Source organism: Ruminococcus sp. FC2018 (assembly GCF_000621805.1).
GTDB lineage: Bacteria > Bacillota > Clostridia > Oscillospirales > Ruminococcaceae > Hominimerdicola.
The window spans coordinates 14437-38724 of record NZ_JHXH01000017.1; the positions used below are offsets into that span (position 1 = coordinate 14437).

General features: G+C 41.4%; 25 protein-coding genes. 8 read left to right on the plus strand and 17 right to left on the minus strand.

Going from position 1 to position 24288, the window contains the following annotated elements:
• Position 1 precedes the first annotated feature (1 nt).
• The 13 genes from pknB to glmS all read right to left on the minus strand — a co-directional run bounded on the left by pknB (position 2) and on the right by glmS (position 13859).
• The gene (gene pknB, locus T494_RS13005) at positions 2-2134 is read right to left on the minus strand and encodes a Stk1 family PASTA domain-containing Ser/Thr kinase (protein ID WP_051540362.1); all 2133 of its coding nucleotides are present in this window, start codon (positions 2132-2134) and stop codon (positions 2-4) included.
• A 40-nt stretch (positions 2135-2174) separates the two neighbouring features.
• On the minus strand, positions 2175-2915 hold the full coding sequence (locus tag T494_RS0110425) for a Stp1/IreP family PP2C-type Ser/Thr phosphatase (RefSeq protein ID WP_347490895.1): 741 nt from the start codon (positions 2913-2915) through the stop codon (positions 2175-2177).
• 34 nt (positions 2916-2949) lie between these two features.
• Positions 2950-3996 carry a 23S rRNA (adenine(2503)-C(2))-methyltransferase RlmN gene (gene rlmN / locus T494_RS0110430; RefSeq protein ID WP_028506246.1) on the minus strand — a complete coding sequence of 349 codons (1047 nt, stop codon included), beginning with the start codon at positions 3994-3996 and terminating at the stop codon, positions 2950-2952.
• 4 nt (positions 3997-4000) lie between these two features.
• Entirely contained in the window at positions 4001-5317 is a 1317-nt protein-coding gene (rsmB, locus tag T494_RS0110435) for a 16S rRNA (cytosine(967)-C(5))-methyltransferase RsmB (RefSeq protein WP_028506247.1), read from the minus strand.
• A gap of 6 nt (positions 5318-5323) precedes the next feature.
• Complete coding sequence (gene fmt / locus T494_RS0110440; protein ID WP_028506248.1) at positions 5324-6262, minus strand: methionyl-tRNA formyltransferase; 939 nt, start codon at positions 6260-6262, stop codon at positions 5324-5326.
• Positions 6259-6729, minus strand: a complete 471-nt coding sequence (gene def, locus T494_RS0110445; protein ID WP_028506249.1) for a peptide deformylase — start codon at positions 6727-6729, stop codon at positions 6259-6261. The genes fmt and def overlap by 4 nt, the downstream gene beginning before the upstream one ends.
• An 18-nt stretch (positions 6730-6747) precedes the next feature.
• Positions 6748-9213, minus strand: coding sequence for a primosomal protein N' (gene priA, locus T494_RS0110450; RefSeq protein ID WP_028506250.1), 2466 nt, complete (start codon positions 9211-9213; stop codon positions 6748-6750).
• Positions 9214-9229: 16 nt separating this feature from the next.
• Complete coding sequence (gene rpoZ, locus T494_RS0110455; protein WP_028506251.1) at positions 9230-9439, minus strand: DNA-directed RNA polymerase subunit omega; 210 nt, start codon at positions 9437-9439, stop codon at positions 9230-9232.
• Complete coding sequence (gmk, locus tag T494_RS0110460; RefSeq protein WP_037344666.1) at positions 9432-10067, minus strand: guanylate kinase; 636 nt, start codon at positions 10065-10067, stop codon at positions 9432-9434. Before gmk ends, rpoZ begins: the two co-directional genes overlap by 8 nt.
• Entirely contained in the window at positions 10060-10317 is a 258-nt protein-coding gene (locus T494_RS0110465; RefSeq protein ID WP_028506253.1) for a DUF370 domain-containing protein, read from the minus strand. Before T494_RS0110465 ends, gmk begins: the two co-directional genes overlap by 8 nt.
• A gap of 10 nt (positions 10318-10327) precedes the next feature.
• Positions 10328-11206 carry a YicC/YloC family endoribonuclease gene (locus T494_RS0110470; protein ID WP_028506254.1) on the minus strand — a complete coding sequence of 293 codons (879 nt, stop codon included), beginning with the start codon at positions 11204-11206 and terminating at the stop codon, positions 10328-10330.
• A 112-nt stretch (positions 11207-11318) separates the two neighbouring features.
• Complete coding sequence (locus tag T494_RS0110475; protein ID WP_028506255.1) at positions 11319-11966, minus strand: HAD family hydrolase; 648 nt, start codon at positions 11964-11966, stop codon at positions 11319-11321.
• A gap of 54 nt (positions 11967-12020) precedes the next feature.
• On the minus strand, positions 12021-13859 hold the full coding sequence (glmS, locus tag T494_RS0110480) for a glutamine--fructose-6-phosphate transaminase (isomerizing) (protein ID WP_028506256.1): 1839 nt from the start codon (positions 13857-13859) through the stop codon (positions 12021-12023).
• A 241-nt stretch (positions 13860-14100) separates the two neighbouring features.
• Here glmS and T494_RS0110485 point away from each other — a divergent pair, with 241 nt between their 5' ends.
• The 8 genes from T494_RS0110485 to T494_RS0110520 all read left to right on the plus strand — a co-directional run bounded on the left by T494_RS0110485 (position 14101) and on the right by T494_RS0110520 (position 20702).
• The gene (locus T494_RS0110485; protein WP_037344688.1) at positions 14101-14682 is read left to right on the plus strand and encodes an HD domain-containing protein; all 582 of its coding nucleotides are present in this window, start codon (positions 14101-14103) and stop codon (positions 14680-14682) included.
• Between the two features lies 1 nt (position 14683).
• Complete coding sequence (locus T494_RS0110490) at positions 14684-15118, plus strand: YaiI/YqxD family protein (protein WP_028506258.1); 435 nt, start codon at positions 14684-14686, stop codon at positions 15116-15118.
• Positions 15119-15121: 3 nt separating this feature from the next.
• Positions 15122-17392, plus strand: coding sequence for a glycoside hydrolase family 3 C-terminal domain-containing protein (locus tag T494_RS0110495; protein ID WP_028506259.1), 2271 nt, complete (start codon positions 15122-15124; stop codon positions 17390-17392).
• A 22-nt stretch (positions 17393-17414) separates the two neighbouring features.
• Positions 17415-18242 (plus strand): helix-hairpin-helix domain-containing protein, encoded by an 828-nt coding sequence (locus T494_RS13530; RefSeq protein ID WP_028506260.1) that lies wholly within the window; start codon positions 17415-17417, stop codon positions 18240-18242.
• Between the two features lie 120 nt (positions 18243-18362).
• Positions 18363-18608, plus strand: a complete 246-nt coding sequence (locus T494_RS0110505; RefSeq protein WP_155984092.1) for a hypothetical protein — start codon at positions 18363-18365, stop codon at positions 18606-18608.
• On the plus strand, positions 18601-18954 hold the full coding sequence (locus T494_RS0110510; RefSeq protein ID WP_028506262.1) for a hypothetical protein: 354 nt from the start codon (positions 18601-18603) through the stop codon (positions 18952-18954). Before T494_RS0110505 ends, T494_RS0110510 begins: the two co-directional genes overlap by 8 nt.
• Positions 18955-19557 carry a flavin reductase family protein gene (locus T494_RS0110515; protein ID WP_037344672.1) on the plus strand — a complete coding sequence of 201 codons (603 nt, stop codon included), beginning with the start codon at positions 18955-18957 and terminating at the stop codon, positions 19555-19557.
• Entirely contained in the window at positions 19554-20702 is a 1149-nt protein-coding gene (locus T494_RS0110520) for a zinc dependent phospholipase C family protein (protein ID WP_028506264.1), read from the plus strand. The genes T494_RS0110515 and T494_RS0110520 overlap by 4 nt, the downstream gene beginning before the upstream one ends.
• Positions 20703-20752: 50 nt before the next feature.
• On the opposite strand, the gene T494_RS0110525 is transcribed toward T494_RS0110520, so the two are convergent.
• From T494_RS0110525 to ftsH, 4 genes are all read right to left on the minus strand, one after another.
• Positions 20753-21199: a GNAT family N-acetyltransferase gene (locus T494_RS0110525; RefSeq protein ID WP_155984093.1), complete on the minus strand. Its 447-nt coding sequence runs from the start codon at positions 21197-21199 to the stop codon at positions 20753-20755.
• 2 nt (positions 21200-21201) lie between these two features.
• Positions 21202-21462: a stage V sporulation protein S gene (locus tag T494_RS0110530; protein ID WP_028506266.1), complete on the minus strand. Its 261-nt coding sequence runs from the start codon at positions 21460-21462 to the stop codon at positions 21202-21204.
• An 11-nt stretch (positions 21463-21473) separates the two neighbouring features.
• Positions 21474-22241 (minus strand): TIGR00282 family metallophosphoesterase, encoded by a 768-nt coding sequence (locus T494_RS0110535; protein ID WP_028506267.1) that lies wholly within the window; start codon positions 22239-22241, stop codon positions 21474-21476.
• A gap of 104 nt (positions 22242-22345) precedes the next feature.
• A complete protein-coding gene (gene ftsH, locus T494_RS13015; protein WP_081777291.1) occupies positions 22346-24277 on the minus strand; it encodes an ATP-dependent zinc metalloprotease FtsH in 1932 nt (643 codons plus the stop codon).
• Positions 24278-24288 lie beyond the last annotated feature (11 nt).

The following is a 24288-nucleotide window of genomic DNA, read 5'->3' on the forward strand; positions in this document are numbered from 1 at the left end:
ATTATTCTCCGCCACCGTTTTCATCAGGCTTTTTTTCGGTGCTATCGGTATTTTTGGTGGTATCTTCCGTTTTCTTTGTCTCAGTGTTTTCGGTCTGTTTTGTAGTTTCCTTTGTGGTAGTCGGGGTTATCTCAAGGAACTTATCGGTAAACGGACCGGAAATTATATTGGCTGTCTTCTTGTCAAAGTCAACATTATAGACAATATAAGGAGATGCAGTTTTACCTGTCTGGCTGTTTCTTACATGAATTGTAAACGACTGAGTCTTCTTGCCCTTTACAGAAAGCTCGAAATACGATCCTGCAACTGTTTCAGCCTTATCCATTGTTGTTGTTCCTACGATTCTTGCATTGTTATAAACAATTACAGAATAAGAGCCCTCAGCACCGCTTGGTATAGGAAGTCTGAGCGTGAGAGTAGACTCATCTACTTCACCCTTGGATACGCTGATCACGATGTCAGAGCCTCTATTTACTCTTTCATCCGCATCTACGCTCTGAGCAATAACCATGCCCTTATCGCCTTCGTGTCCAACTTCCTTAACTACAGCATTAAGCTTATTCTCTTTAAGCAGGGCTTCTGCCTTTTCACGGGTAAGACCAACTACCTTTGGAACCTTTACCTGAGTATTGAACGGACCGTCACTTACAAATATCTTGATAGTTCCGCCAACATGGTATTCAGAACCACCCGCAGGCTCTGTCTTTGTTACATAGCCCTTAGGTACATCGTCATTATACTCACTTGTGAGGGATACAACAAATCCCGCTGCTTTGAGTTCACTTTCAGCGACCTCTTTAGTCTTGTTTTTCTCTTCCGGTACAGTTGTCATCTGTTTACCTTTACTTACTTTCAAAGTACAGGTGTATCCTTCTTTAACAGTCTTGCCCGGTGTATCTGACTGCCAGAAGATGATCCCGGCATCGTACTCGCTGTTGTTCTCATTTGTTATCTCAAACTGCAGTTTATCCTTCCACTGCTGTTCAACATCAACAATACTCATTCCAACAAAGTTTGGTATCTCAACGGAGCTTGTGTGCATTCCGTTAGAACCGCCAAATGATTTGAAAACGGTTATACATACGATAACTGAAGCCATTATTACTACAGCAACCGTTACAGCAAGAAGTATAGGAACTATATAAGAGCGTTTCTTCTGAGGAACATCATCCTCATCATCGTCCTCATCGTCGTCATAATACTCATCGTCATAATCATCGTAGTAATTATCGTCATAATAGTTGTCGTTTTTATACAGTTCGTTGCTGACTGGTGCTGCACCGTTCTTATAACCGAAGACAACAGACTGATTGAGCTTGAATGTATCAATATCTCTGATCATATCAGCGGCAGACTGATATCTGTTATTCGGTTCCTTTTCCATGGCATGAACAACTATTTCTTCCAGTGCTTCCGGAACAGAAGGCATTATATCTCTTGGAAGAACAAGATCGTCCTGCATATGCTTAAGGGCAATAGCTACAGGATTATCTCCGTCAAAAGGCTTATGTCCGGTAAGCATCTCGTAGAGCAAAGCACCTACCGAGTAGATATCTGATCTTTCATCGGTAAGATCACCTCTTGCCTGTTCCGGCGAAATATAGTGAACAGAACCTATAGTCTTATCCGAAAGAGTTTTGCCGTCTATACGAGAAAACCTTGCAATACCAAAATCCATGACCTTGATGGTACCATCGGTAAAGAGCATAATGTTCTGAGGCTTGATATCACGGTGAACAATACCCTTATCATGTGCATGCTGAAGTGCCCTGAGGATCTGAGTAACAAAATGAAGAGCATCCTTCCATTTCAACACACCCTGCTGTTCAATAAACTCCTTAAGGGTTATGCCGTCAATATACTCCATAACTATGTACTGTATCTCATCGGAAAAACCTACATCATAGATCTTAACGATGTTCGGATGAGAAAGGACAGCAATAGCCTTGCTTTCATTTCTGAATCTTCTGAGAAACTCCTCATTTTCCGCAAATTCAGGTTTAAGTATCTTGACAGCTACCTCACGGTCCTCCATGACGTCAACAGCTTTATATACATCAGCCATTCCGCCAACACCGATAAGCTCTGTTATCTCATATCTGCCGTCAAGCTTCTTACCGATATTAGAATCCATTTTTTCCACTCCTATTTTCTTGTTTATGTTCTAATTCTTACTAATTTGCAACAATAGCAACTGTTATATTATCCTTTCCTCCGCTGTCGTTTGAGTAACCTATCAGCTTTGCAGCTGCCTGATCCAGGTTCTTCTCAAAAACAGTATTGTAGATCAATTCACTGTCGCAATACTTTGACAAGCCGTCGGAACAGAGAAAAACTGTAAAGTTACCATATTCTTCAAGCTCAAAATAATCAACATCAACGTCTGCCTCTACACCGATAGCCCTTGTGATAACATTGCGAAGCTCATGGGTCTCTTTTTCCTCGGCAGTGATCTGACCGTTTCGATATAGCATTTCAACATAAGTGTGATCCGTAGTGATCTGCTTGATACCATCTTTATTCATAATATAAGCTCTGCTGTCGCCAACGCTGACGATATAGACTTTTTTATCAACAACAAGGGCGGAAACAATTGTCGTTCCCATTCCGTTTTTCTCAATATCAGCCTTACTGTTTTCATAAACCACCGTATTTGCAAAATGAACAGATGTAAGCATCATATTCCTTATGGAGTTTTCAGACATATCCTTTCTGAAATTTTCCTTGATACGGCTGATAAATGAATCAATGGCAAGCTGACTTGCCACACCTCCGGATGAGGCACCTCCCATACCGTCACATACAACCGAAATAGAAGCATTGTCATCAAGGAATTCAGCATATACACGGTCCTGATTTTCACTTCTCTTCATTCCGATATCGGTTTTATAAGATAAGAACAAGCAATTCACCACCTTTCACTAACGTTTTTTCATTTTATTATCTTAATCATATCTCATACTCTCTGCGAAGCTGTCCGCAGGCTGCATCTATATCAGCTCCAAGAGTACGTCTGACAGTTGCATTCATACCAAGCTCCTCAAGATACTTCTGAAATCTGTAAGCAGCCTTTCTGTCAGAATGATAGTCACGTTCCTTGATCTTGTTTACGGGAATTATATTGATATGACACACAAACCCTTTTAAGAGTTCATAAAGCTCAAGCGCATCTTTCCTGCTGTCGTTATGACCGTCTATAAGGGCATATTCAAAGGATATGCGCCTTCCCGTTGTTTTAAAATATTCTTTGCACGCCTTTATAAGCTCATTTATATCATACTTATCATTTATGGGCATTATTTCACTTCTTGACTTATTATTTGTCGAATGAAGTGATATAGAAAGAGTTATACCAAGTTTCAGCTTTGCAAGCTCATAGATCCTTGGAACAATACCGCAAGTCGATACAGACACATGGCGCAGCGACATATTCATTCCCTGACTGCATGATATTATGTTCAAGAAATTGACCACGTTGTCAAAATTATCCAGCGGTTCACCGATCCCCATAAGCACAGCGCCGTTGATCTTTCTTCCGCTAAGCTTCTGGGTCATGTAGATCTGTCTGAGAATTTCGGAGGAAGTAAGGTCTCTCTTGTACCCCGCTATGGTAGAAGCACAGAACCTGCATCCCATCTTACAACCCACCTGTGTAGATACACAAATAGTGTTTCCGTGTTCGTATTCCATGAGCACAGATTCAATGTGATTTCCGTCAGAAAGCTCATATAAATATTTTACAGTATTATCGGTACAAGATTCAAGCCTTTTTACCTCAAATAGTGATTTTATACAAAATGAATCCTCAAGCTTACTGCGTAATTGTGCAGATATATCAGTCATTTCGGAAAAGCTGTCCACATGTTTTACGTGCAGCCAACTAAATATCTGTCCGGCTCTGAATTTCTTTTCTCCAAGCAACAGAATCTGCTCTTCAAGTTCCCCCGGAAGCAGCGCAAGAATATCTATTTTTCCATTTTCATCAAAGATGACCAATTTATCACCTTATCCTTCTGAACTTAGCTACAAAAAATCCATCAGAATTATACTTGCCCGGTGTAAGAGTTATACGGGTTTTATTTTTATCGTCACCAAAAGCGTCCCCAAGCGGACTACTTTCAAAATCCGGGTTCTCACGCAGAAAACGATCAACTACTTTGTCATTTTCATCCCTTGACAAAGTGCAGGTCGAATACACAAGTATACCACCCATCTTAACATATCCGCAAGAAACTTTAAGTATATCATACTGTATCTGCGGAAGTCTTTGAAAGTCATTGGGATCCTTATATTTTATCTCAGGTTTACGGCGTATTACGCCAAGTCCCGAGCAAGGAACATCACACAAAACTCTGTCCGCCATCGGAAGACTGTCGGAAAAAACTTTTGCATCATTTTTTAATGCGCATATACAGGAAAGTCCCAATCTTTGAGCACCGGAGTTTATTAGCCTAACTCTATTATCGTGAAGATCACATGAATAAACTTTTCCGGTATTATTCATCTTTTCGGCGATAGTAAACGACTTGCCTCCGGGGGCGGCGCAAAGATCCAGGACCGTTTCTCCCTCCATAGGATCCACAGCAGCCACACAAAGCTGACTTGCAATATCCTGCACGTGTATCAGACCTTGCTTATATGCCTGCGTATATTCAACACTGCCCGAGTAACAAAGATCAACAGCTTCAGGTATATGCGGTGATCTTTCAAAGGAAATGCCCTCGTCGGAAAACGCCCTTAGAACGTCATCCACCGACCTGCCAACTGTATTGATCCTGACAGTATCCGGAGCTTTGCCTAAAGACGTTTCAAGCATTTGCAGGCACACAACCTCTCCATATTCACTCATCCATTTTCGGACAAGCCATTTAGGACATGAATACTCGATACAAAGACCGTCTATACGATCCCTACCCTTAGGCAGTTTCTTTCCTTTACGGAGAAACTCTCTGAGAATTGCATTGACAAAACCGCTTACAGCAGGATTTTTATTCTTTTTAGCAAGCTTAACGCTTTCATCCACAGCAGCGTTATCAGGAACAGAATCCATGTAAAGCAGCTGATAAAGACCACAGCGAATAGTATTTCTCAGATCAATGTTAAGCTTCTGAGAAGAATTCTTTGAAAGATCAGAAATAATCTCATCAAGTGTAAGCTTCCTTTCCAGCACACCATAGAACAATGCAGACGCAAATTTCTTATCCTGTGAAGAAAGATCATACTTTTTAAGTGCATCAGAAAGCAAAATATTAGAATAGGAGTTATCCTTTTCTGTTTTTGTGAGCATTTTTACTACTATCTCACGTGCATTACTCATAGGTTTTTACTCCATATCAAGCTTAGTGCCTTTAGCAATAGGGTTTCCACGGATATAGTCCTGCGTGTTCATTCTTTTTGACCCTTCTGCCTGTACAACGGTAAACCTCACAACTCCATCAGCACACTGTACACTGAAATCTCTTTCATTCACAACTGTGCCCACAGGTGAATCAGCCGCTGTTCCCCTGCTGACTATTTCCGAACCGTAGACCTTCAGCCTTTTACCGTTAAGGAATGTAACTGCACACGGCCAATCGGAAAGCCCGCATATCTTTTTGTGGACCTCAAAAACAGGCTTGTTAAAATCAAGCACGCACATATCCTTGCTGAGCATCTGAGCATAGGTCGCTTTGGAATCATCCTGTTTTACAGGCGTAATTTGTCCATTTTCAAGCTTTTCCAGAGTTTCTATAAGAAGATCTGCACCGATTTGTGCAAGTCTGTCAAAAAGCTGTGCGGCAGTTTCGTTTTCTCCTATTGGGGTGGATCTTTGCAGCAGGATATCACCTGTATCAAGACCTTCTCCCATGAGCATTGTGGTAATCCCGGACACTTCATCTCCGTTGAGAACAGACCATTGTATTGGTGCTGCACCTCTGTATTTTGGCAAAAGTGATCCATGAACATTGACACAATGAAGCTTTGGTATGTCCAGAACTTCCTTGGGAAGTATCTTTCCATAGGCAGCCACAACTATACAATCAGGTGCAAGCTTTTTAAGTTCTTCCCACATCTGCGGTTCTTTTTTCAGACTCTTTGGCTGATAAACAGGTGTACCGTGTTCAAGAGCGATCACCTTAACCGGAGGCGGCGTAAGCTTGTATCCCCTCCCCTTGGGTTTGTCGGTCTGTGTGAAAACAGCCACAACCTCATGTTTGCTCTCATAGAGTCTATTAAGTGTTGGAACGGCAAAATCCGGCGTTCCCATAAAAACTATTCTCATTTAATATCTTCAACCTCAACAAATTCTTCCACGATCTCTGTAAAGATATGTCCGTCAAGGTGGTCAAGTTCGTGACAGACAGCCTGAGCAAAAAGACCCTCAGCCTCTTTTTCATACCATTCACCGTTTCTGTCCTGGGCTTTGAATCTGACTTTCATGGGTCTTGTAACATATCCCCACTCATTCGGACAGGACAAGCAGCCCTCAACAACACGCTGCGTCTCATCAGATTTCCAGGTGATCGTAGGGTTGATAAGCTCGTATACAGGCTCATCACCTATTTTTATTATACAAAGTCTGCGCAGCTTAGCAACCTGAGGAGCTGCAAGCCCAACACCGTTTGCCTGCTCCAGAGTTTCTGCCATATCGTCCAGCAGTTCCCAAAGCTTCTCATCAAACTTTTCCACAGGTTTACAAACCTTATGCAGAACATCCTCACGTTTATTCAAAATTGTTCTGATCGCCATTAGACATTTCCTTTCATTTCAAAGACCTATATCACCATTTATATCCGCAAAAATACGGACATTGGAAAGATCTCTGTTTTTATAAAATTTATACAGCATATCCTTTATCATTTCTCTGAATTCTTTGCAGTTCCTTGTTTTAAGGATAAGTCTGTAACGATATCTGTTGTTTATCATTTCTATTGCACACGGTGCAGGACCGATAGCCCGAAGCGGAAAACTGACTTTATTGTTTTTAATGTACTCACTAAGGGTCTTTGTGACCCAGTCAGATGCTGCAATACAGCGGCTCTCCATCTGGGAGCTGAGACCGATAACGCACATATCACAAAACGGAGGGTACATGAGCGCCTGCCTCAGGGCGATCTCCTGTTCATAAAAGCCATCATAATCCTGTTTGGAAGCAAGCTCAAGCACATAATGGTCGGGAACAAAGGTCTGTATATATGCCTCACCCGGCTTGTCCCCACGTCCGCTTCTTCCAACGACCTGGGTAAGAAGCGAAAATGTACGTTCATAGCTTTTATAATCACCTGTAAAAAGCGACTTGTCAAGAGAGATAACGCCAACAAGTGTAACATTGGGAAAATCAAGTCCCTTTGCTATCATCTGAGTTCCAAGCATTATATCATATTCGCCTTTTTCAAAAGCAGAAAACTTCTCCTCGTAAGAATATCTCGACGACGTAGTATCGGCATCCATACGCAAAACTCCTGCATCCGGAAATAGCCTAACGACCTCATCCTCTACCCTCTGAGTTCCAACGCCGCTCATCTGGAGCTTATCGCCGTGACACACAGGACAATGTCCGTCGAACTTCATCGTATAGCCGCAATAGTGACACATCAGATGGTCATTCTTTTTATGATAAGTAAGCGGAATACTGCAATTCGGACAAGAAATGGCAGTTGAACAGGAAAGACAGCTGACTGTGGTCGTAAATCCACGTCTGTTCAGCAGCAAGATCGACTGTTCGCCTTTAGATAACCTGTCTTTGATAGCCTGAATAAGCTCAAAACTGAGCAAACCGTCATTTCCCGAAGCAGCCTGCTTTTGCATATCTACTATTTTGACATCAGGCAGCTTTGCATCACTATATCTTTTTTTCATCTCAAAAAGATGGAATCTGTTTGACTTTGCGTAATAAAAGCATTCGAGAGACGGAGTAGCAGAGGCAAGTAAAAGGATACAGTTATTATGACCACATCGCTGTATTGCCACATCACGGGTATGGTAACGAGGGGAAGAATCCGACTTATAGGTTTGCTCCCCTTCTTCGTCCATAATAATTACGCCAATGTTTCTCAAAGGGGCAAAAACAGCACTTCTTGTTCCTATAACTATCCTTGCCGATCCGTTAAGAATCCGTTTGAATTCATCAGTACGCTGTCCCAGAGACAAAGAGGAGTGTAAAACAGCGATCGTCATACCGAAGTAAGATTTGAACCTGCTTAAAAGCTGAGGCGTAAGTGATATCTCCGGTACAAGAAGTATAGCCGTTTTACCGCTTTTTAAAACTTTATCGATCAGCTTGATATAAACAAGCGTCTTACCGCTTCCAGTCACACCGTAAAGTAATGCACCGCAAGGGTTATTGCTATCAATAAGCTCCGATATCCCGTCGTAAACTGTCTGCTGCTCGTCGCTAAGCTCTATAAGCTCGGGCATATAGCTGTTTTCTGACTCACCGAGGGCATCACGGAAATGTTCGGTTTTAAAAGAATGCAGAACATTTTTATTTTCAAGCCTTTTTATTATATCCCCCGTGCAGTTGGTCATATACCTTACTTCTTTTTCACTTGCACAGCCAACTTCATCAAGAAGCTTGACTATAAGCGACTGTTTCGGAGTCAGAGTTGCAGTTATATTACCGTCAAGGTAATCGCGTGACAACTCTACCATCTTGATATTTTCATCTCCGACACGTCTTTTAAGGGTGTCGGACAATTCAATATATCCACGGTCGATAAGTCTATCGAGTGCCTTTTTACGCTTTTCATTACCTGTCAAGGATAAAAACTTGTCAACCTCACGCTGACTGGAAGAAGTGCGCATAAATGCGATCACTCCACGTTCCTCATCGGAAAGCTCAGATTCATCTATATAGGTATTAACCAGATTATAATGCAGATCTATCCTATAAGAAAACCCGGTGGGCACAACAGTTTTATAAGCATCAAAATAAGTGCAGAAGGTGTTTTCCTTTAGCCAGAAGATAATTTTCATCATTTCCGGCGTTACAAGGCTTCTTTCGTCAACAACACTTTCAACCGGTTTAAGAGCACCGTTATACTCAGCGGACTCATATGTTCTGATGACAAATCCTATTGTTTTTTTGTTACCCTTTCCAAACGGAACAACAACTCTTATACCATCACTGATATACGGCTTGAGATCCTGAGGGACGCTGTAGCTATACTCGCTGTCAAAACCATAATAAGCACAGCTAACTGCGATCTTAGCTACTGTAAAAACGCCTCGCATTTCAATGACCTCCGGATCAGTGATTTCTTATTTCGGGATCCTCAATAAAGCGGTATTCATTATTAGCAAATTCATCAACAGCAGTCTTTACCGGCTTTTCGTCCAGTATCACCTTATCCTCAAAGGCATCATCTGTTATTTCTCTTGCACGCTTTGCAACGGCAATAACGAGAGAATATGTGCTCTCATTGTTCTTTAAAATCTGACATACAGCTGGTCTAAGCATTTATAATCACCTTTTCAATCAATTTTATTGCATCATCACTTTCCAAACTGTGACGAAAAGCATCATTATTCTCAGCTCTTGCGGCATCCACGACGCACAGCAGATCTTCCACTGCCTGATCCAGATCGTCGTTAAGGATAACATAGTCATATTTATAAGCTTTTGTTATCTCTCTGCGTGCCATCAAAAGTCTTTTATCGATTTCTCCCTTACTCTCGGTCCCCCGCTTTTGAAGTCTTCTCATCAATTCTCCCACCGAAGGCGGAAGGACAAACACAAGCACAGCATCTCTGTAAGACTGTTTTACCTGGAAGGCTCCCACAGTATCGATCTCAAGGATAACATCTGTACCTCTTGCCAGATGTTCAAATACAGGGATCTTGGGGGTACCGTAGTAATTATCAACATATCTTGCGTATTCAAGGAAGTCTCTGTCGTCAATCATTTTTTCAAACTGTTTGCGATTGACGTAAAAATAGTTCACGCCTTCTTCTTCACCTTTACGTTTTTCTCGTGTGGTATAAGAAACAGAATAATAAACATCTCTGTTTTGAAACGCCTTTGCCAGAAGCGTTCCTTTTCCGCATCCGGACGGGGCAGAGATCACAAAAAGTCTTGCTCTATTCATTTTCCTTATCCCCCTCGTCAATCGTAAATCTGCTGCCCACCGTCTCGGGCGCAACAGCTGAAAGGACTATATGATCGCTATCCATTATTATCACTGCACGTGTACGCCGACCATAGGTCGCATCTATAAGCGTACCCTTATCCTTTGCCTCCTGTATCAGACGTTTTATCGGTGCAGATTCCGGAGAAACAATAGCTATCAGTCTGGATGAGGAAACCATATTTCCGAATCCTATGTTGATAAGCTGCATATTTATCACCTTATTCTATATTCTGAATTTGTTCCCTTATTTTTTCGATCTCACTTTTAAGCTCTACAACCATTTTGGTTATGGACAGATCCTGAGCTTTTGAGCCGATAGTATTGACCTCACGGTTCATTTCCTGAACAAGGAAATCAAGCTTTCTTCCCACCGGCTCATCGGAATCAATAAGGTTTCTGAACTGTGAGATATGGCTTCTGAGTCTGACTGTCTCCTCATCAATAGCAACTTTCTCCGAGAATATAGCAACTTCCGTCAGAACTCTTTGCTCATCTATATTTCTGTCAGCAAGGACCTCCTTGATCTTGGCATAAAGCCTATCACGGTAGCCTTCACTTACACCGGGGGCTTGCGCCTCGATCTGCCCCACAGTCTGTTCGATAATATCAAGATGACCGGTAATATCCTCGTACATCTTTTTGCCTTCAACAAACCTCATCTCAACAAATCTGTCAAGAGCGACCTGTGCAACTGCTTTAACGTCATTCCAGATCACTTCTTCGTCATCTGTTTTCTTAACAACAGTAAAAACATCAGGCAGTCTCATAATACTGCTCAAAGTAAGGTCATCCTCAAGTGAGAGATTCTCAGCCGATCCTCTTAAAGCATTCAGATAGCCCTGTGCAACAGATTCATTCAGTTCTATCTGAGCATCTGTTCCCTCTTGGTTGTAAATGGTCACAGAGACCTCGACTTTTCCACGGGAGATACCGCTTTTCATAAAAGCCTTGAGTTTTTCATCCAGGTATCCGTAAGATCTGGGAGTTCTGGCTGTAAACTCATAATATCTATGGTTTACCGATCTGATCTCAACGATCATTTCTCTGCCGTTTGCTAAAACATGCTCTCTTCCGAAGCCTGTCATACTTTTTATCATGACGATCTATCCTTTCGGGTATTATTCTGATATAGCCTGACACATATTATACCATTTCAGATTTCAGATGGCAAGCAAATTTAACATCAAGTTAATAATGTTCATCATAATTTCATATATGCTGAAAAACATCAGTCAGACTGTTTCCGATATAAATATGCGGATACTTTTCAAACTCCGTTTTATCTGTAGAACCTGTTGTCACTGCGGCAAAATCCACACCGGCGTTGACTGCGGTCTGTGCATCGATATAGCTGTCACCAATATACAGTACATCTCTCTTATCTGCATTGAATTTACTGATAATAAGATCAAGCCCCTGGGGATCAGGCTTTGGAATAGTTACATCTTCTCCCCCAACTATTATGTCCACAGGTAACGATGTTGTATGGTATCTGAATGTTTCTTCGATCCTGTATCTGAATTTAGTTGATACAATTCCCACCTTAACGCCTGCACATTGCAGTATCTGGAGAATAGCAAGGGTGTCTGCGTAAAACACTGTATCCTTTGCCATGACTTCATCGGCTTTTGACACATATTCAACTCTAAGCTGTTCACGCTGAGGGTTATCGGGTATGCCTGTAAGTATATCAAACGAATCCACCAACGTTTTTCCAATAGTGTTGAAAACAGTCCTGTCGTCGGGTATATCATAACCAAACTTGGACAGCGTATGCTTATAGCAGGTAAGAATAGCCTTTGAAGAATCGGCAAGTGTCAGATCAAAATCAAAAATACAGAATTTATATCTGCTCATCAGAATCCTCCTAAAAAATCAAAAGGCAATCAAACAGATCGCCTTTTGATGGTATTATTCTACTGTAACTGATTTTGCAAGATTTCTTGGCTTATCCACATCAAGTCCCTTTGCAACAGACACATAGTATCCCAGCAGCTGGAGAGGAATAACAGCCAGACTTGCAGAGAACAGCGGATCCGTCTTAGGGATATATGCTGTAAAATCTGCCGTGTCTTCAACGCTGTAATTTCCATAGGTGGTCAGACCCATAATATATGCACCACGGCTCTTGCACTCAACCATGTTGGAAACAGTCTTTTCAAAAAGATCCTGCTGCGTCAGAACACTGATAACAAGCGTTCCGTCCTCGATAAGGGAAATAGGACCATGTTTGAGCTCACCTGCAGCATATGCCTCGGAGTGAATATAGCTTATCTCTTTCATCTTCAGCGAGCCTTCAAGGCTTACAGCGTAATCCACGCCTCTGCCTATAAAGAATGCATCATGTATGTTGGCAAACTTTGCTGCAAACCACTGGATCCTCTCTTTATCCTCAAGGATCTTCTCAACCTTTTCAGGCAAAGTCTGTATCTCATCAAGAAGCTGTGTAAATCTCTCATCGCTTATCTCTCCACGGACTTTAGCGAACTGCATTGCAAGCAAATATCCGGCAATAAGCTGTGTGCTGTACGCCTTTGTTGTTGCCACAGAGATCTCAGGTCCGGCAAGGGTATAAAATACATTATCAGCGTCTCTTGCGATGTTTGAACCGATTACATTAACTATGCCGAGGGTTTTAACACCGCTTTCCTTTGCAAGTGTAAGTGCTGCACGGCTGTCAGCGGTCTCCCCGGACTGGCTGATTATAATAGCCAGACTGTTTTTGGCAAGAGGCATTTTTCTGTATCTGAACTCAGATGCAAGCTCAACACGGACAGGTATTGTGGTAAGAGCTTCAATAACATACTGTGCAGCAACACCTACATGATATGCAGAACCGCAGGCTACAATATATATCTGAGAAAGCTCCTTAACTTCATCATCGGTCAGACCAAATTCCGAAAGAACAATGTTTCCGTCCTTGACAACAGAGTTGATCGTATCCTTGATGACCTTTGGCTGTTCATGGATCTCTTTGAGCATAAAATGCTCGTATCCGCCTTTTTCAGCAGCTTCAGCATTCCATTTGATCTCGGTAAGCTCTTTTTCGATCTCATCACGATCAATATTATAGAATGTTGCCTTACCCTTTTCAAGCTTCGCAATTTCCATATTACCGATGTAATAAACGTTTCTTGTATATTTCAAAATTGCGGGAACGTCAGATGCCACATAAGTATCACCGTCAGAAACACCGATTATCATTGGGCTGTCCTTACGTGCAGCATATATCTCGCCGGGAAAATCCTTGAACATGATGCAAAGAGCATATGAACCGCGAATACGCATCATAGCTCTTGCGACAGAATCGACAGGACCCTCGTTATATTTTTTGTAATAGTAATCAACAAGCTTAACAGCTACCTCTGTATCTGTCTGGGTCTTAAAGGTATACCCACGCTTTGTAAGCTTTTCTTTCAGTTCCTGGTAGTTCTCTATGATACCGTTATGTACAGCAACAACATTTTCATCATCACTTGCGTGAGGATGAGCATTAAGCACAGAAGGCTCACCATGGGTAGCCCAGCGGGTATGTCCTATGCCGCAGTTTCCCACAACGGTTGAACCGTCATTGGTCATTTCCTGCAAAACTTTGAGCTTTCCTTTTGCCTTAACTATTTCAACTTCACTATCTGAATCACGAACAGCGATACCTGCCGAATCATAGCCTCTGTATTCCAACTTAGCAAGCCCGTCAAGAAGAACAGGTGCCGCCTGTTTATTACCGGTAAAACCTACTATACCGCACATTTATGCATGACCTCCTGATTTATTACAGTCATTTATATGACCATGTATTCACCATTTGACATAATAATTGTACCATACAAATCAAAAAAAATCAAGTTTTTTTGATTTTTTGTTAAAAACCACTTTTATTTATCGGCAAAGTATGGTATAATGTATGCAAATCATGCGGATTTATTGTCTATTATGGTTAAAATATTATTCTACAGTTAAAAAAAGGAGGTCACTTGATTTGGATCCTAATATGCTGAAAGATGCCTTTGTATCAATTTACAATGACAAAATACACAGACCCGGTGCTGAAAAGCTGCTGGAATATATGATGTCAAATAAGTGCGACTTTTTCACAGCTCCTGCTTCAACCAGATTCCACGGTTCATATGAGGGCGGACTTTGTGAACACAGTATGAACGTTTATCATTGCCTTTGCAGCTATCTTGAACGTGAAAGAGTCAAAAACGAGTACGGAATGGAATACTCGGACGAGACCATTGCAATAGTCGCCCTTTTACATGATCTGTGCAAGACTAACACATACAAAACAAGCAAGCGCAATAAAAAAGATGAAAACGGAAAATGGATAGAGGTCCCGTATTACGAATTCAACGACACTCTTCCATACGGACACGGCGAAAAATCCGTCTACATAATCAGCAGTTTTATGAGGCTTTCCCGTGATGAGGCAATGGCTATACGATGGCACATGGGCTTTTCAGGTGAAGAGAACACAAACACTATCGGCAAAGCTCTTGAAATGTATCCCCTCGCCCTTGCAACGCATATTGCTGACATGGAAGCAACATTTCTGATAGAGGGCAAACCTTGATATGGTTTACATTGATGCTGACGGATGTCCGGTCACAAAAATAGCTGTTGAAATATGCAGGAAGCTTTGCAAAGAGGTCACACTCGTATTTGACACTTCTCATGCGTTCAGCGATGAATATGCCAAAACCATTATGGTCGATAAGGGTTCGGACAGTGCAGATATGAAGATCGCTTCTGTGGTACAAAAGAATGATATAGTTATAACCCAGGATTACGGTTTGGCTGCCATGTGTCTTGCCAAAGGCTGTATCTGTCTCTCGCAGGATGGCATGATATATGATGAAAGCAATATGGATTCGCTACTTATGTCACGCTATATTGCCAAAAAAATAAGAAACAGCGGCGGAAGACTTAAAGGACCGCACAAAAGAAGCAATGAACAGGATAAGCATTTTCGGGATGCTTTTATAAACATACTTAATGAAAAGAGGTAAAACATGAATATTGATGCAATTATAAAAGAGCTTACACTTGAAGAAAAGGCGTCTTTGTGTTCCGGATTCGGTTATTGGCACACCGAACCAATAGAGCGTCTTGATATACCCTCAATAATGGTTGCTGACGGTCCTCACGGATTAAGAAAGAACGATGAAAATGCCGACGGTCCAAATGAATCAAAAACTGCTGTTTGTTTCCCCAGCGGATGCGCCACCGCCTGCTCATTCGACAAAGAGCTTTTAACAACAATGGGTAAAGCACTTGGTCATACCTGCAAGGCTGAAAAAATATCTGTGCTCCTGGGACCGGGATGCAATATCAAACGTTCGCCTCTTTGCGGAAGGAACTTTGAATACTTTTCCGAGGACCCTTATCTTGCTTCGCAGATAGCTGCTGCTCACATAAAAGGTGTCCAGAGCGCTGGTGTTGGAACATCTCTGAAACACTTTTGCTGCAACAACCAGGAAACCAGAAGAATGTCCTGCTCAGCAGATATGGATGAGAGAACTTTTTTTGAAATATATGCAGCTGCATTTGAAACTGCCGTTAAAGAAGCAAAGCCATACACAATTATGTGCTCATACAACAGGCTAAACGGTGTTTTCTGTTCAGAAAACGAGTTTACCCTTGATCAGGTTCTCAGGAAAAAATGGGGATACAAGGGTCTTGTAATGAGTGACTGGGGCGCAGTCAATGACAGACCAAAGGGGATAAAAGCAGGTCTTGACCTTGAAATGCCAACAAGTTTTGGTACAAACGACGCATTGATAGTAAAAAGTGTTAAAGACGGAACTCTTGACGAAAAAAATCTTGATATATGCGTCAGAAGAATACTTGAACTTGTAGATAAAACAGACATGAGCTCACAGAATGAAAGTGAATGGGACATGGATGCGCAGCATGAGCTGTCCCGAAAGATAGCATCGGAATGTGCAGTTCTTCTGAAGAATGAAAACAGCATCCTTCCTCTGGACACTTCCAAAAAGATAGCCTTTATCGGAGATTTTGCAGAAAATCCTCGTTATCAGGGCGGCGGAAGTTCACACATCAAGTCACACAAGATCACAAGTGCACTTGAGGCTGTAAAGCAGTATTGCGATGTGGAATATGCAAAGGGATATGTTTCAGATTCTGATGATATTGATGATTCTCTTATTGCACAGGCTGTAGAGTGCGCTAAGAAAAACGATATAGTCGTTATTTTTGCCGGTCTTACCGATCTGTACGAATCCGAAGGCTTTGACAGAAAGCACATGAGAATGCCTGACAACCAGCTCAGACTGATAGACAGCGTTTGCGATGTAAACAGCAATGTCGTTGTTGTTCTTCACAACGGATCACCTATTGAACTTCCTTTTACTGACAAAGTAAGTGCTATGCTGGAAATGTATCTTGGCGGTCAGGCTGTTGGCGGAGCGACCTGTGACATTCTCTTTGGTAAAGTCAACCCCAGCGGAAAGCTTGCTGAAACGTTCCCCATGAAGCTTTCAGACAATCCTTCTTATCTTAACTTCCCGGGTTACAGAGATAATGTTGCGTACAATGAAGGTATTTTTGTAGGATACAGATACTATGACTTCAAAGATATGGACGTGAGATTCCCATTTGGTCACGGTCTGTCGTATACAACATTTGAGTATTCGGATATTATGCTTTCATCAGGCTCTATAAGATCCGATGAAGAGCTTACCGTTACCGCAACGATTAAAAACACAGGAAACTGTGAAGGAAAAGAGGCAGTTCAGCTTTATGTGAGTGATGCGCAAAGCAGTATTGTCAGACCCGTAAGGGAGCTTAAAGGTTTTGAAAAAGTGTTCCTAAAACCGGGTGAAAGCAAAAAAGTAATGTTTAAGCTTGACAAACGTTCATTTGCTTTTTATAGCGAAGCTGCTCACGATTGGACTGTTGAGGAAGGCGATTTTATTATCTCGCTCGGTTCTTCATCACGAGATATTCGACTGCAGGCAACCGTATTTGTTTCTTCTGACGAAGTTATACCATATCAGTTAACTCTCAACAGTACATTCGGCGATCTTGTATCCCTTCCTGAAGGCAAAAAAGTATTCGAACCTTACTTTGCTAAGATCAGTGAATATATGAGCGGAGATCAGGAAGGAGAAACAATGGGCTCAAGCACCAAGCAGATGGTTGAATCTATGCTTTGGGATATGCCGCTCAGAGGAGTTCTGACCTTTACCGATAAACCACTTATGACTCACGAAGAACTTGACAATATGATCGCCGATGTCAACAGCTCTTTACAGAAATAAATAAACGGAGGAAGTGTTAATAATGGATGGGAAGAAATCATCTTTTGCCAAGTATATTATAGCTTCTATAGCGGCGCTTATGGTTATAGGCGTTACAATAACAACCGTTATCATCAAATCCAATAAAAAAGATCAGCCAGTTGTACAGCCGTCCAATGACGGTTCAGATGTGTCGTCAGATGTAGATAAAGACAAAAGCAGTGTAGATTTTTCCTCTGATAAAGATACGTCATCGCACAATGTAAGCTCAAAGCAAGGAAAAAAGGATACCTCCGATAAAGAAACTGAAAAGCAAACGACCACAAAAGCAGCTGTGAGCTTCCCTATCGACGTAAACACTGCTGATAAAGAAGCTTTTTGCGCTATTGACGGTGTCGGCGAGTATCTTGCCGGTCAGATCATAAGCTATCGCAGCGAAGTGAAAGTAATTCATTCTGTGGATCAGCTTATAGAAGTAGACGGAATTGGAAAGAAAACGCTTGAACATATCCGCAGTTATCTTTATGTCAGTGATGATGTCAAACAGGTTTATACCACAACAAGAAAAACAACATCATCTAAAAAGAAAACTGTTTCTGCTAAACCTGCCGCTACAAAACAAACTACTGTAAAGACCTCGTCGACAAAACAGACAATAACCGAAGAGATGAAGGTTCTTAAATCGGTCAACATAAATACAGCTTCTGCTCAGGAAATCGCTGACAGCCTTCTTATAACAACTGAGAATGCCCAGAAAATTGTGGATATGCGTGAAAAGATACACAAGTATTCCACAAAAGAAGAGATACTTCTTACCGATGCGGTTACACAGGATTATTTCAATCAAATAAAGGATTATATCCTTGTATAATACTTAGGGCAATGTAAGCTATATTATTGTTCAAACGAAAAGAGGATTCATATGAAAAAAGTCTCAGTTAAAGTTAATACAAAAGCAGAAAAAGCTATTATTGTCACGACTTTATCCGCTATGCTTGCGATCATTTTCGATCAGAAAAAGAAAAAGCCGGAAAAGCGCAAGAATTTTTTTCAGCGCACTAAAAAGCACTATAAAAGAATAGATAAGATCATTAGCAAGACCATAGCAAAAGACGTGGCTAAATACGAGGCTTTGGCAGCAGAAAACAAGGGCATTAAGTCTCCAAAGCTGAGAAAGCTGACAATAGAACCCTCGATACCTTTTGATCTGAAACTTGAGGATAAGGAAAATGACTAAATATCTGACACAGTATAAGGAGTTTATCATCAGGTGTTTAAGCGATGAAAATTACGATTTCAGGCAGCTGCTTGACTATCACCGTGATAAGATCTCGTTTTTTTCCCATGAAAGACTTATCCACCTGATGGTGATGATACTATTTGCTATATGTACAGTTATAACAATACTTGCGATCGTTATCTGGCAGACTCTTTCTTTGATCCCTCTTGCCGTTTTGCTGCTGGTTCTGCTTGTTCCTTATATAAAACACTACTATTTTTTGGAGAACTCTGTTCAGCAGCTCTACAAATACTATGACGTTATCTATAAAAAAGTTTATGGGATAAATCAAGAGGATGAATAAATGTCTTACAAAAAGTATACAAAGCAAACCTGGAAAGGAAGCGTGCTCACCTCCCCTGTTCCGCCTACTCTGGTCACAAGCAGTTACAACGGTATAATCAATGTATTTACTGTTGCATGGACAGGTATTATGTGTACAAAGCCGCCTGTGACATACATATCGGTAAGACCTGAAAGATATTCTTATGAATTGATCGACAAAAGCGGAGAGTTCGTTATTAACCTTGCGTCAAAGGAACTTGTTAAGGCAGTGGATATATGCGGAGTCAAGAGTGGAAAAAACACAAATAAATTTGAGCTTACAGGGTTGACAACTTCCTCTGGCTCAAAGGTCAAAGCTCCTGTCATTGAACAATCTCCGCTCAGTCTGGAGTGCAAAGTCAGAGATAAGATCGAGCTTGGTACCCATATGGTATTTGTTGCTGATATTGTTGCTGTCGACGTGGCACAGGAGCTGATTGACAAAGACGGCAGACTGGAGCTTGAAAAAGCTGATCTGATCGCATATTCTCACGGAGAATACTTTGAGCTTGGCAAGAGACTGGGTTCGTTCGGATATTCTGTACGAAAGAAAAAATCAAATAAAAGAGGTAGTAAAAAATGAAAAAACTAATAACTGCGGCAGGTGCTGCGGCTGTTTGTTACAAATTAAGCAACATCAAGGCTCACGCTTGGGTGGGTGTTACCCACAGAGATATAATGAGCAAAGCTCTTGATCTGCTAAAAAAAGAAAACAAGATAAAGATCTATTCGTTTTTCAACGAATTTGCCCAGGAGCTGGAGGACGGATGCACTGCACCGGACAGAGGAAAGGACATCGATCACGGTGCCGGAATGCACTACTATTCATGTTCCAAGCCAAGAGGAAAAGAGCTTCCCGAAACAAACGGATATTATAAAAGCAGGCTGGGTAAATTCCTTCCAAATGCAAGGACTTTGATGGAGCAAAACTATGTCTCTGCTGTTTCTCTTTACCGCAGCGGTAAAAAAAGCGAAGCAATGACCTGCTTTGCAAGGGCTGCACATTTTGTATCTGATATGGGTTGTACGGTACACGTTTCAAACATCAGATGCTTTGACAGACGTGGAAATATACATAATGCATTTGAAGCCCACGCAAAGACAAACTGTAAAGCTTATACAGCAGAAAATTTAGATAAGAGGCTGACCAAACATTATGAAAAAGACACATTTCAGGATGCAATGAACAAGCTTATCAAGTTTTCAGCTCAATTTGTAAAACAGGTCAGAACACTTGATCCTCTCAGATTCAACGATATTGAACAGCAAACTTTGGTGGCTACACAGCAGAATGTGGCTGCTCTTATGATACGGTTTTACAATGACTGTACAAAAGACAGTGGGTACTGTCTTCTTGAAAACAGGAACTATTCAATAAATAATCTTTTCAGTGGACTTAATTTCACTGTTACAAATAAGGGCATTATACTCGCTGAAAATGATCCTGATCTGGATCAAAGACTGAGGTTTGAATGGAATGAAAAAGGATACTTTAAGCTGGTGTCAACAGATAAAAAGTATATTTCCAGAAATTTCAGAAAACTTCTTGATAACGGTGACGACGAAAGAGTTGCACATTTCAGAGCAATGCAGGTGGGAAAGGATCAATTTGTTATTACCGTTGGTTCAAAAGAATTTAAAAGAGTGCTTTGCTGCTCAGGTTATGGAAATCTGAAAATAACAAAGTTTGACCCACGTAAGCCGTCTCAGATCTGGAAAATAAAATAATAATACAGCCCGAATCAAGCATTTAAAGCTTAGTTCGGGCTTTTATCATCTTATAGATTCTGTTCCATAGGTGTAAATCTCAGACCGTTTACAACTTGCTCTGTGTCTGTTTCTTTAAAACCAAGTCTGCGGTATATTTTAATTGCATAAGGTGACGAATTTACAGTCATTTTATTGCAATTACAATTTGCACGGAGATATTCAAAAAGACTCTTTCCAATACCTTGCCTGTGATATTTTCCATCTACAAAGAACAGTGCAATATGTGATCCCTCGTTCCGGGCGGCTATAACGCCGATCATACAGGAAATATGGAATGCACCGTAAAAATCAAGTTTTGAAACAAAGCTTTCATCATGGATACTTTTATAGAATTCATCCACACCTTCCCTTGTATAATCGGGAGCTTCATATTCTACAAAAACTCTCCATGTCAGATCGAGCGCATTTTCTATTTCATTTGCATTGAGCTTTCTGATACAGATATTTTCTTTCATACCTATCTCTTTTCACATATAAAGATCATAGCAGTTCGTTCTTCATCATTGAGAATTACCTGTCCAAAGGAAGGAAAACATATAAGATCAATGTCCTCAGGTTCAAGGAAACCTCTTGCAACGGCAATAGCTTTAACAGCTTGGTTAATTGCACCGGCGCCTATTGCCTGTATCTCAACGCTGCTGTCTTTCCTTATAACACCGCAAATTGCTCCCGCAACCGAATTAGGTACAGAGCGTGATGAAACCTTCAATACTTCCATATATATCCTCCTTATCTTACAACCAGTCTTTTAATATCATTGGCTTTGCCTGTTTTCTCGTTAAAATCCACAACAACAGCATTGATAAAGCATTTTTCCGTGCTTTCAATAAATCTGACCGGCATTTTGTTCTTAAACTTATTGATAATAATATCCTTATCTATACCTAAAACAGAGTTCTCCGGTCCTGCCATGCCAACATCGGTTATATAAGCCGTATGTCCTCCAAGTATGCACTCGTCTGAGGTCTGGACGTGAGTATGTGTTCCAAGTACAGCTGTTACCTTGTTTTGAAGGTAAAAACCCATTGCCTTTTTCTCACTTGTGGCTTCAGCATGGAAATCAACAATAATGTTAGGTGTATCGATTCCTTTAAGAATATCGTCGATCACATTGAAAGGGTTATCAAAAGAATCAAGGTACATGGTTCCTATAAGATTTATAACTGCAATCTTATACGGCACTTTGTCTATGACTGTAATCCCCTTCCCCGGTGCACCCGCAGGAAAATTTGCCGGTCGGATCACACTTTCGTTGTGCTCATATATATCCATGGATTCTTTGCGCTTAAAGCAGTGGTTCCCTGTTGTTATCACATCAACACCCATTGAAAACAGAGAATCCATAGATCTGGGCGTAATACCGTTACCCTGAGCGGAGTTTTCACCGTTAACAACGGTAATATCGATGCTGTTTTCCTTTTTTATCTTATAGATATTCTTATACAGGAAATCACAGCCTGATTCGCCAACCACATCTCCAACAAATAGCAATCTCATTTGTGTCCTCACATTCTATTTCATAAAAGCAAGTAATTTATCACAATATATAGGTCATTGGGATTTTACAAAAAAGAGGAGTTATACAAACTCCTCTTTAAATTTTAATCTTCGCTTTCTTCCGAGGACTTTATCTCTGGTTCTGTTTCCTCAACAGGTTCCTCAACGCTATCAACGATCAAACTGCCTTCCATAAGCTTTTTGAAGGTCTCGCCGTCGATCTTTTCATGCTCCATAAGGTATCCTGCAAGCTCGTGAAGTTTATCAATGTGCTCTTTAAGGATAGCTTCGCACTTTTCAAAAGCATCCTCAACAACTGTACGGATCTCATGGTCGATCTCAGCAGCAACAGCATCCGAATAATCAGGGGTTGCACTGTAATCTCTTCCAAGGAACACCTCATGGTCTCCCCTGCCGTAAACGATAGGTCCGAGGTTATCGCTGAAACCGTACCTTGTAACCATAGCCCTGGCAGTAGATGTTGCTCTTTCCAGGTCATTTGAAGCACCCGTTGAAATATCGTCAAGTATAAGCTTTTCAGCCACACGTCCGCCCAGAAGAACAATAATGCTCTCAGCCATCTGATTTTTGCTCACATAGCTGTCGTCCTTTTCAGGTCTGGACATTGTAAAACCGCCTGCCTGACCACGAGGGATAATTGTTACATAGTGGACATCGTCCTGAGTCTTGCAATAATAATGACAAAGTGCGTGACCGCTTTCGTGATAAGCAGTGAGTTTCTTTTCCTTTTCTGTAACGATCCTGGACTTCTTTTCAGGACCCATTACTACCTTAAGGGAAGCTTCTTCTATATCTGCCTCGGTGATAGCCTTTCTGTTGTTCCTTGCAGCCAGAAGCGAAGCTTCATTTACAAGGTTTTCAAGGTCAGCACCTGTAAATCCTACTGTGGTTTTAGCAATAACTTTAAGGTCTACGTCCGGTCCCAGAGGTTTCTTCCTTGTGTGGACCTTGAGTATCTCTTCTCTGCCCTTAACGTCAGGTCTGCCCACGACGATATGTCGGTCAAATCTGCCGGGTCTGAGCAATGCCGGATCAAGAATATCTCTTCGGTTTGTAGCTGCCATTACGATAACAGATGTGTTATCCTCAAAACCGTCCATTTCAACAAGGAGCTGGTTAAGAGTCTGCTCACGCTCGTCATGTCCGCCTCCAAGACCGGCACCACGCTGACGTCCGACAGCGTCTATCTCATCAATAAAAACGATCGAAGGTGAATTCTTCTTAGCCTGTTCAAAGAGATCTCTTACTCTCGAAGCACCGACACCAACGAACATTTCAACAAAATCAGAACCGGAAATAGAGAAGAACGGTACTTTTGCTTCTCCGGCTACTGCCCTTGCAAGAAGGGTCTTACCGGTTCCCGGAGGACCCTCAAGAAGAACACCCTTTGGTATCCTTGCACCGATCTCCACGTATTTCTTGTTGTCACGCAGAAAATCAACGATCTCCTGTAATTCTTCCTTTTCCTCATCAGCACCCGCAACATCTGCAAATGTAGCTTTTTTGGAATTAGGAGAAACTCTTGCATTGGATTTACCAAACGATGACATCTTGCCGCCGTTTGCGCTTTTCATCATAAACACAAAGAAGAAGATCATTACACCCAGCATAAGTAAGGTAGGGATAAGATTAAGAATGAAGCTGTTATCTGAAATTGGCATCAGATCATACTTCAAAGGATCATCCTTATTTTCTGCATCATATCTCTTTCTGTAATTATTTTCGTTTTCTTCTCCCAGGATCTCGCTGGCAAAAAGTGAAACATTAGGGACCCTGTAAGTATGCATATTGCTGTTCTTGTCCTCGGTTTTGAGTCTGTATTTAAGCTCACCGCTGCCAAGATCAAGTGTAAACTCGGAAACGTTAAGCTTGTCAAACTGTCCCATAACCTCGGAATACTTTGTATCATCAGATTTCTTGCTCATGCTTGTAAGCATGAAAACAATTCCTCCCACAACACAAAGGGAAACCAGAAAATAGATCAGGAGTGTCTTTCCACCGCTGCTTTTCAATATATCACAACCTT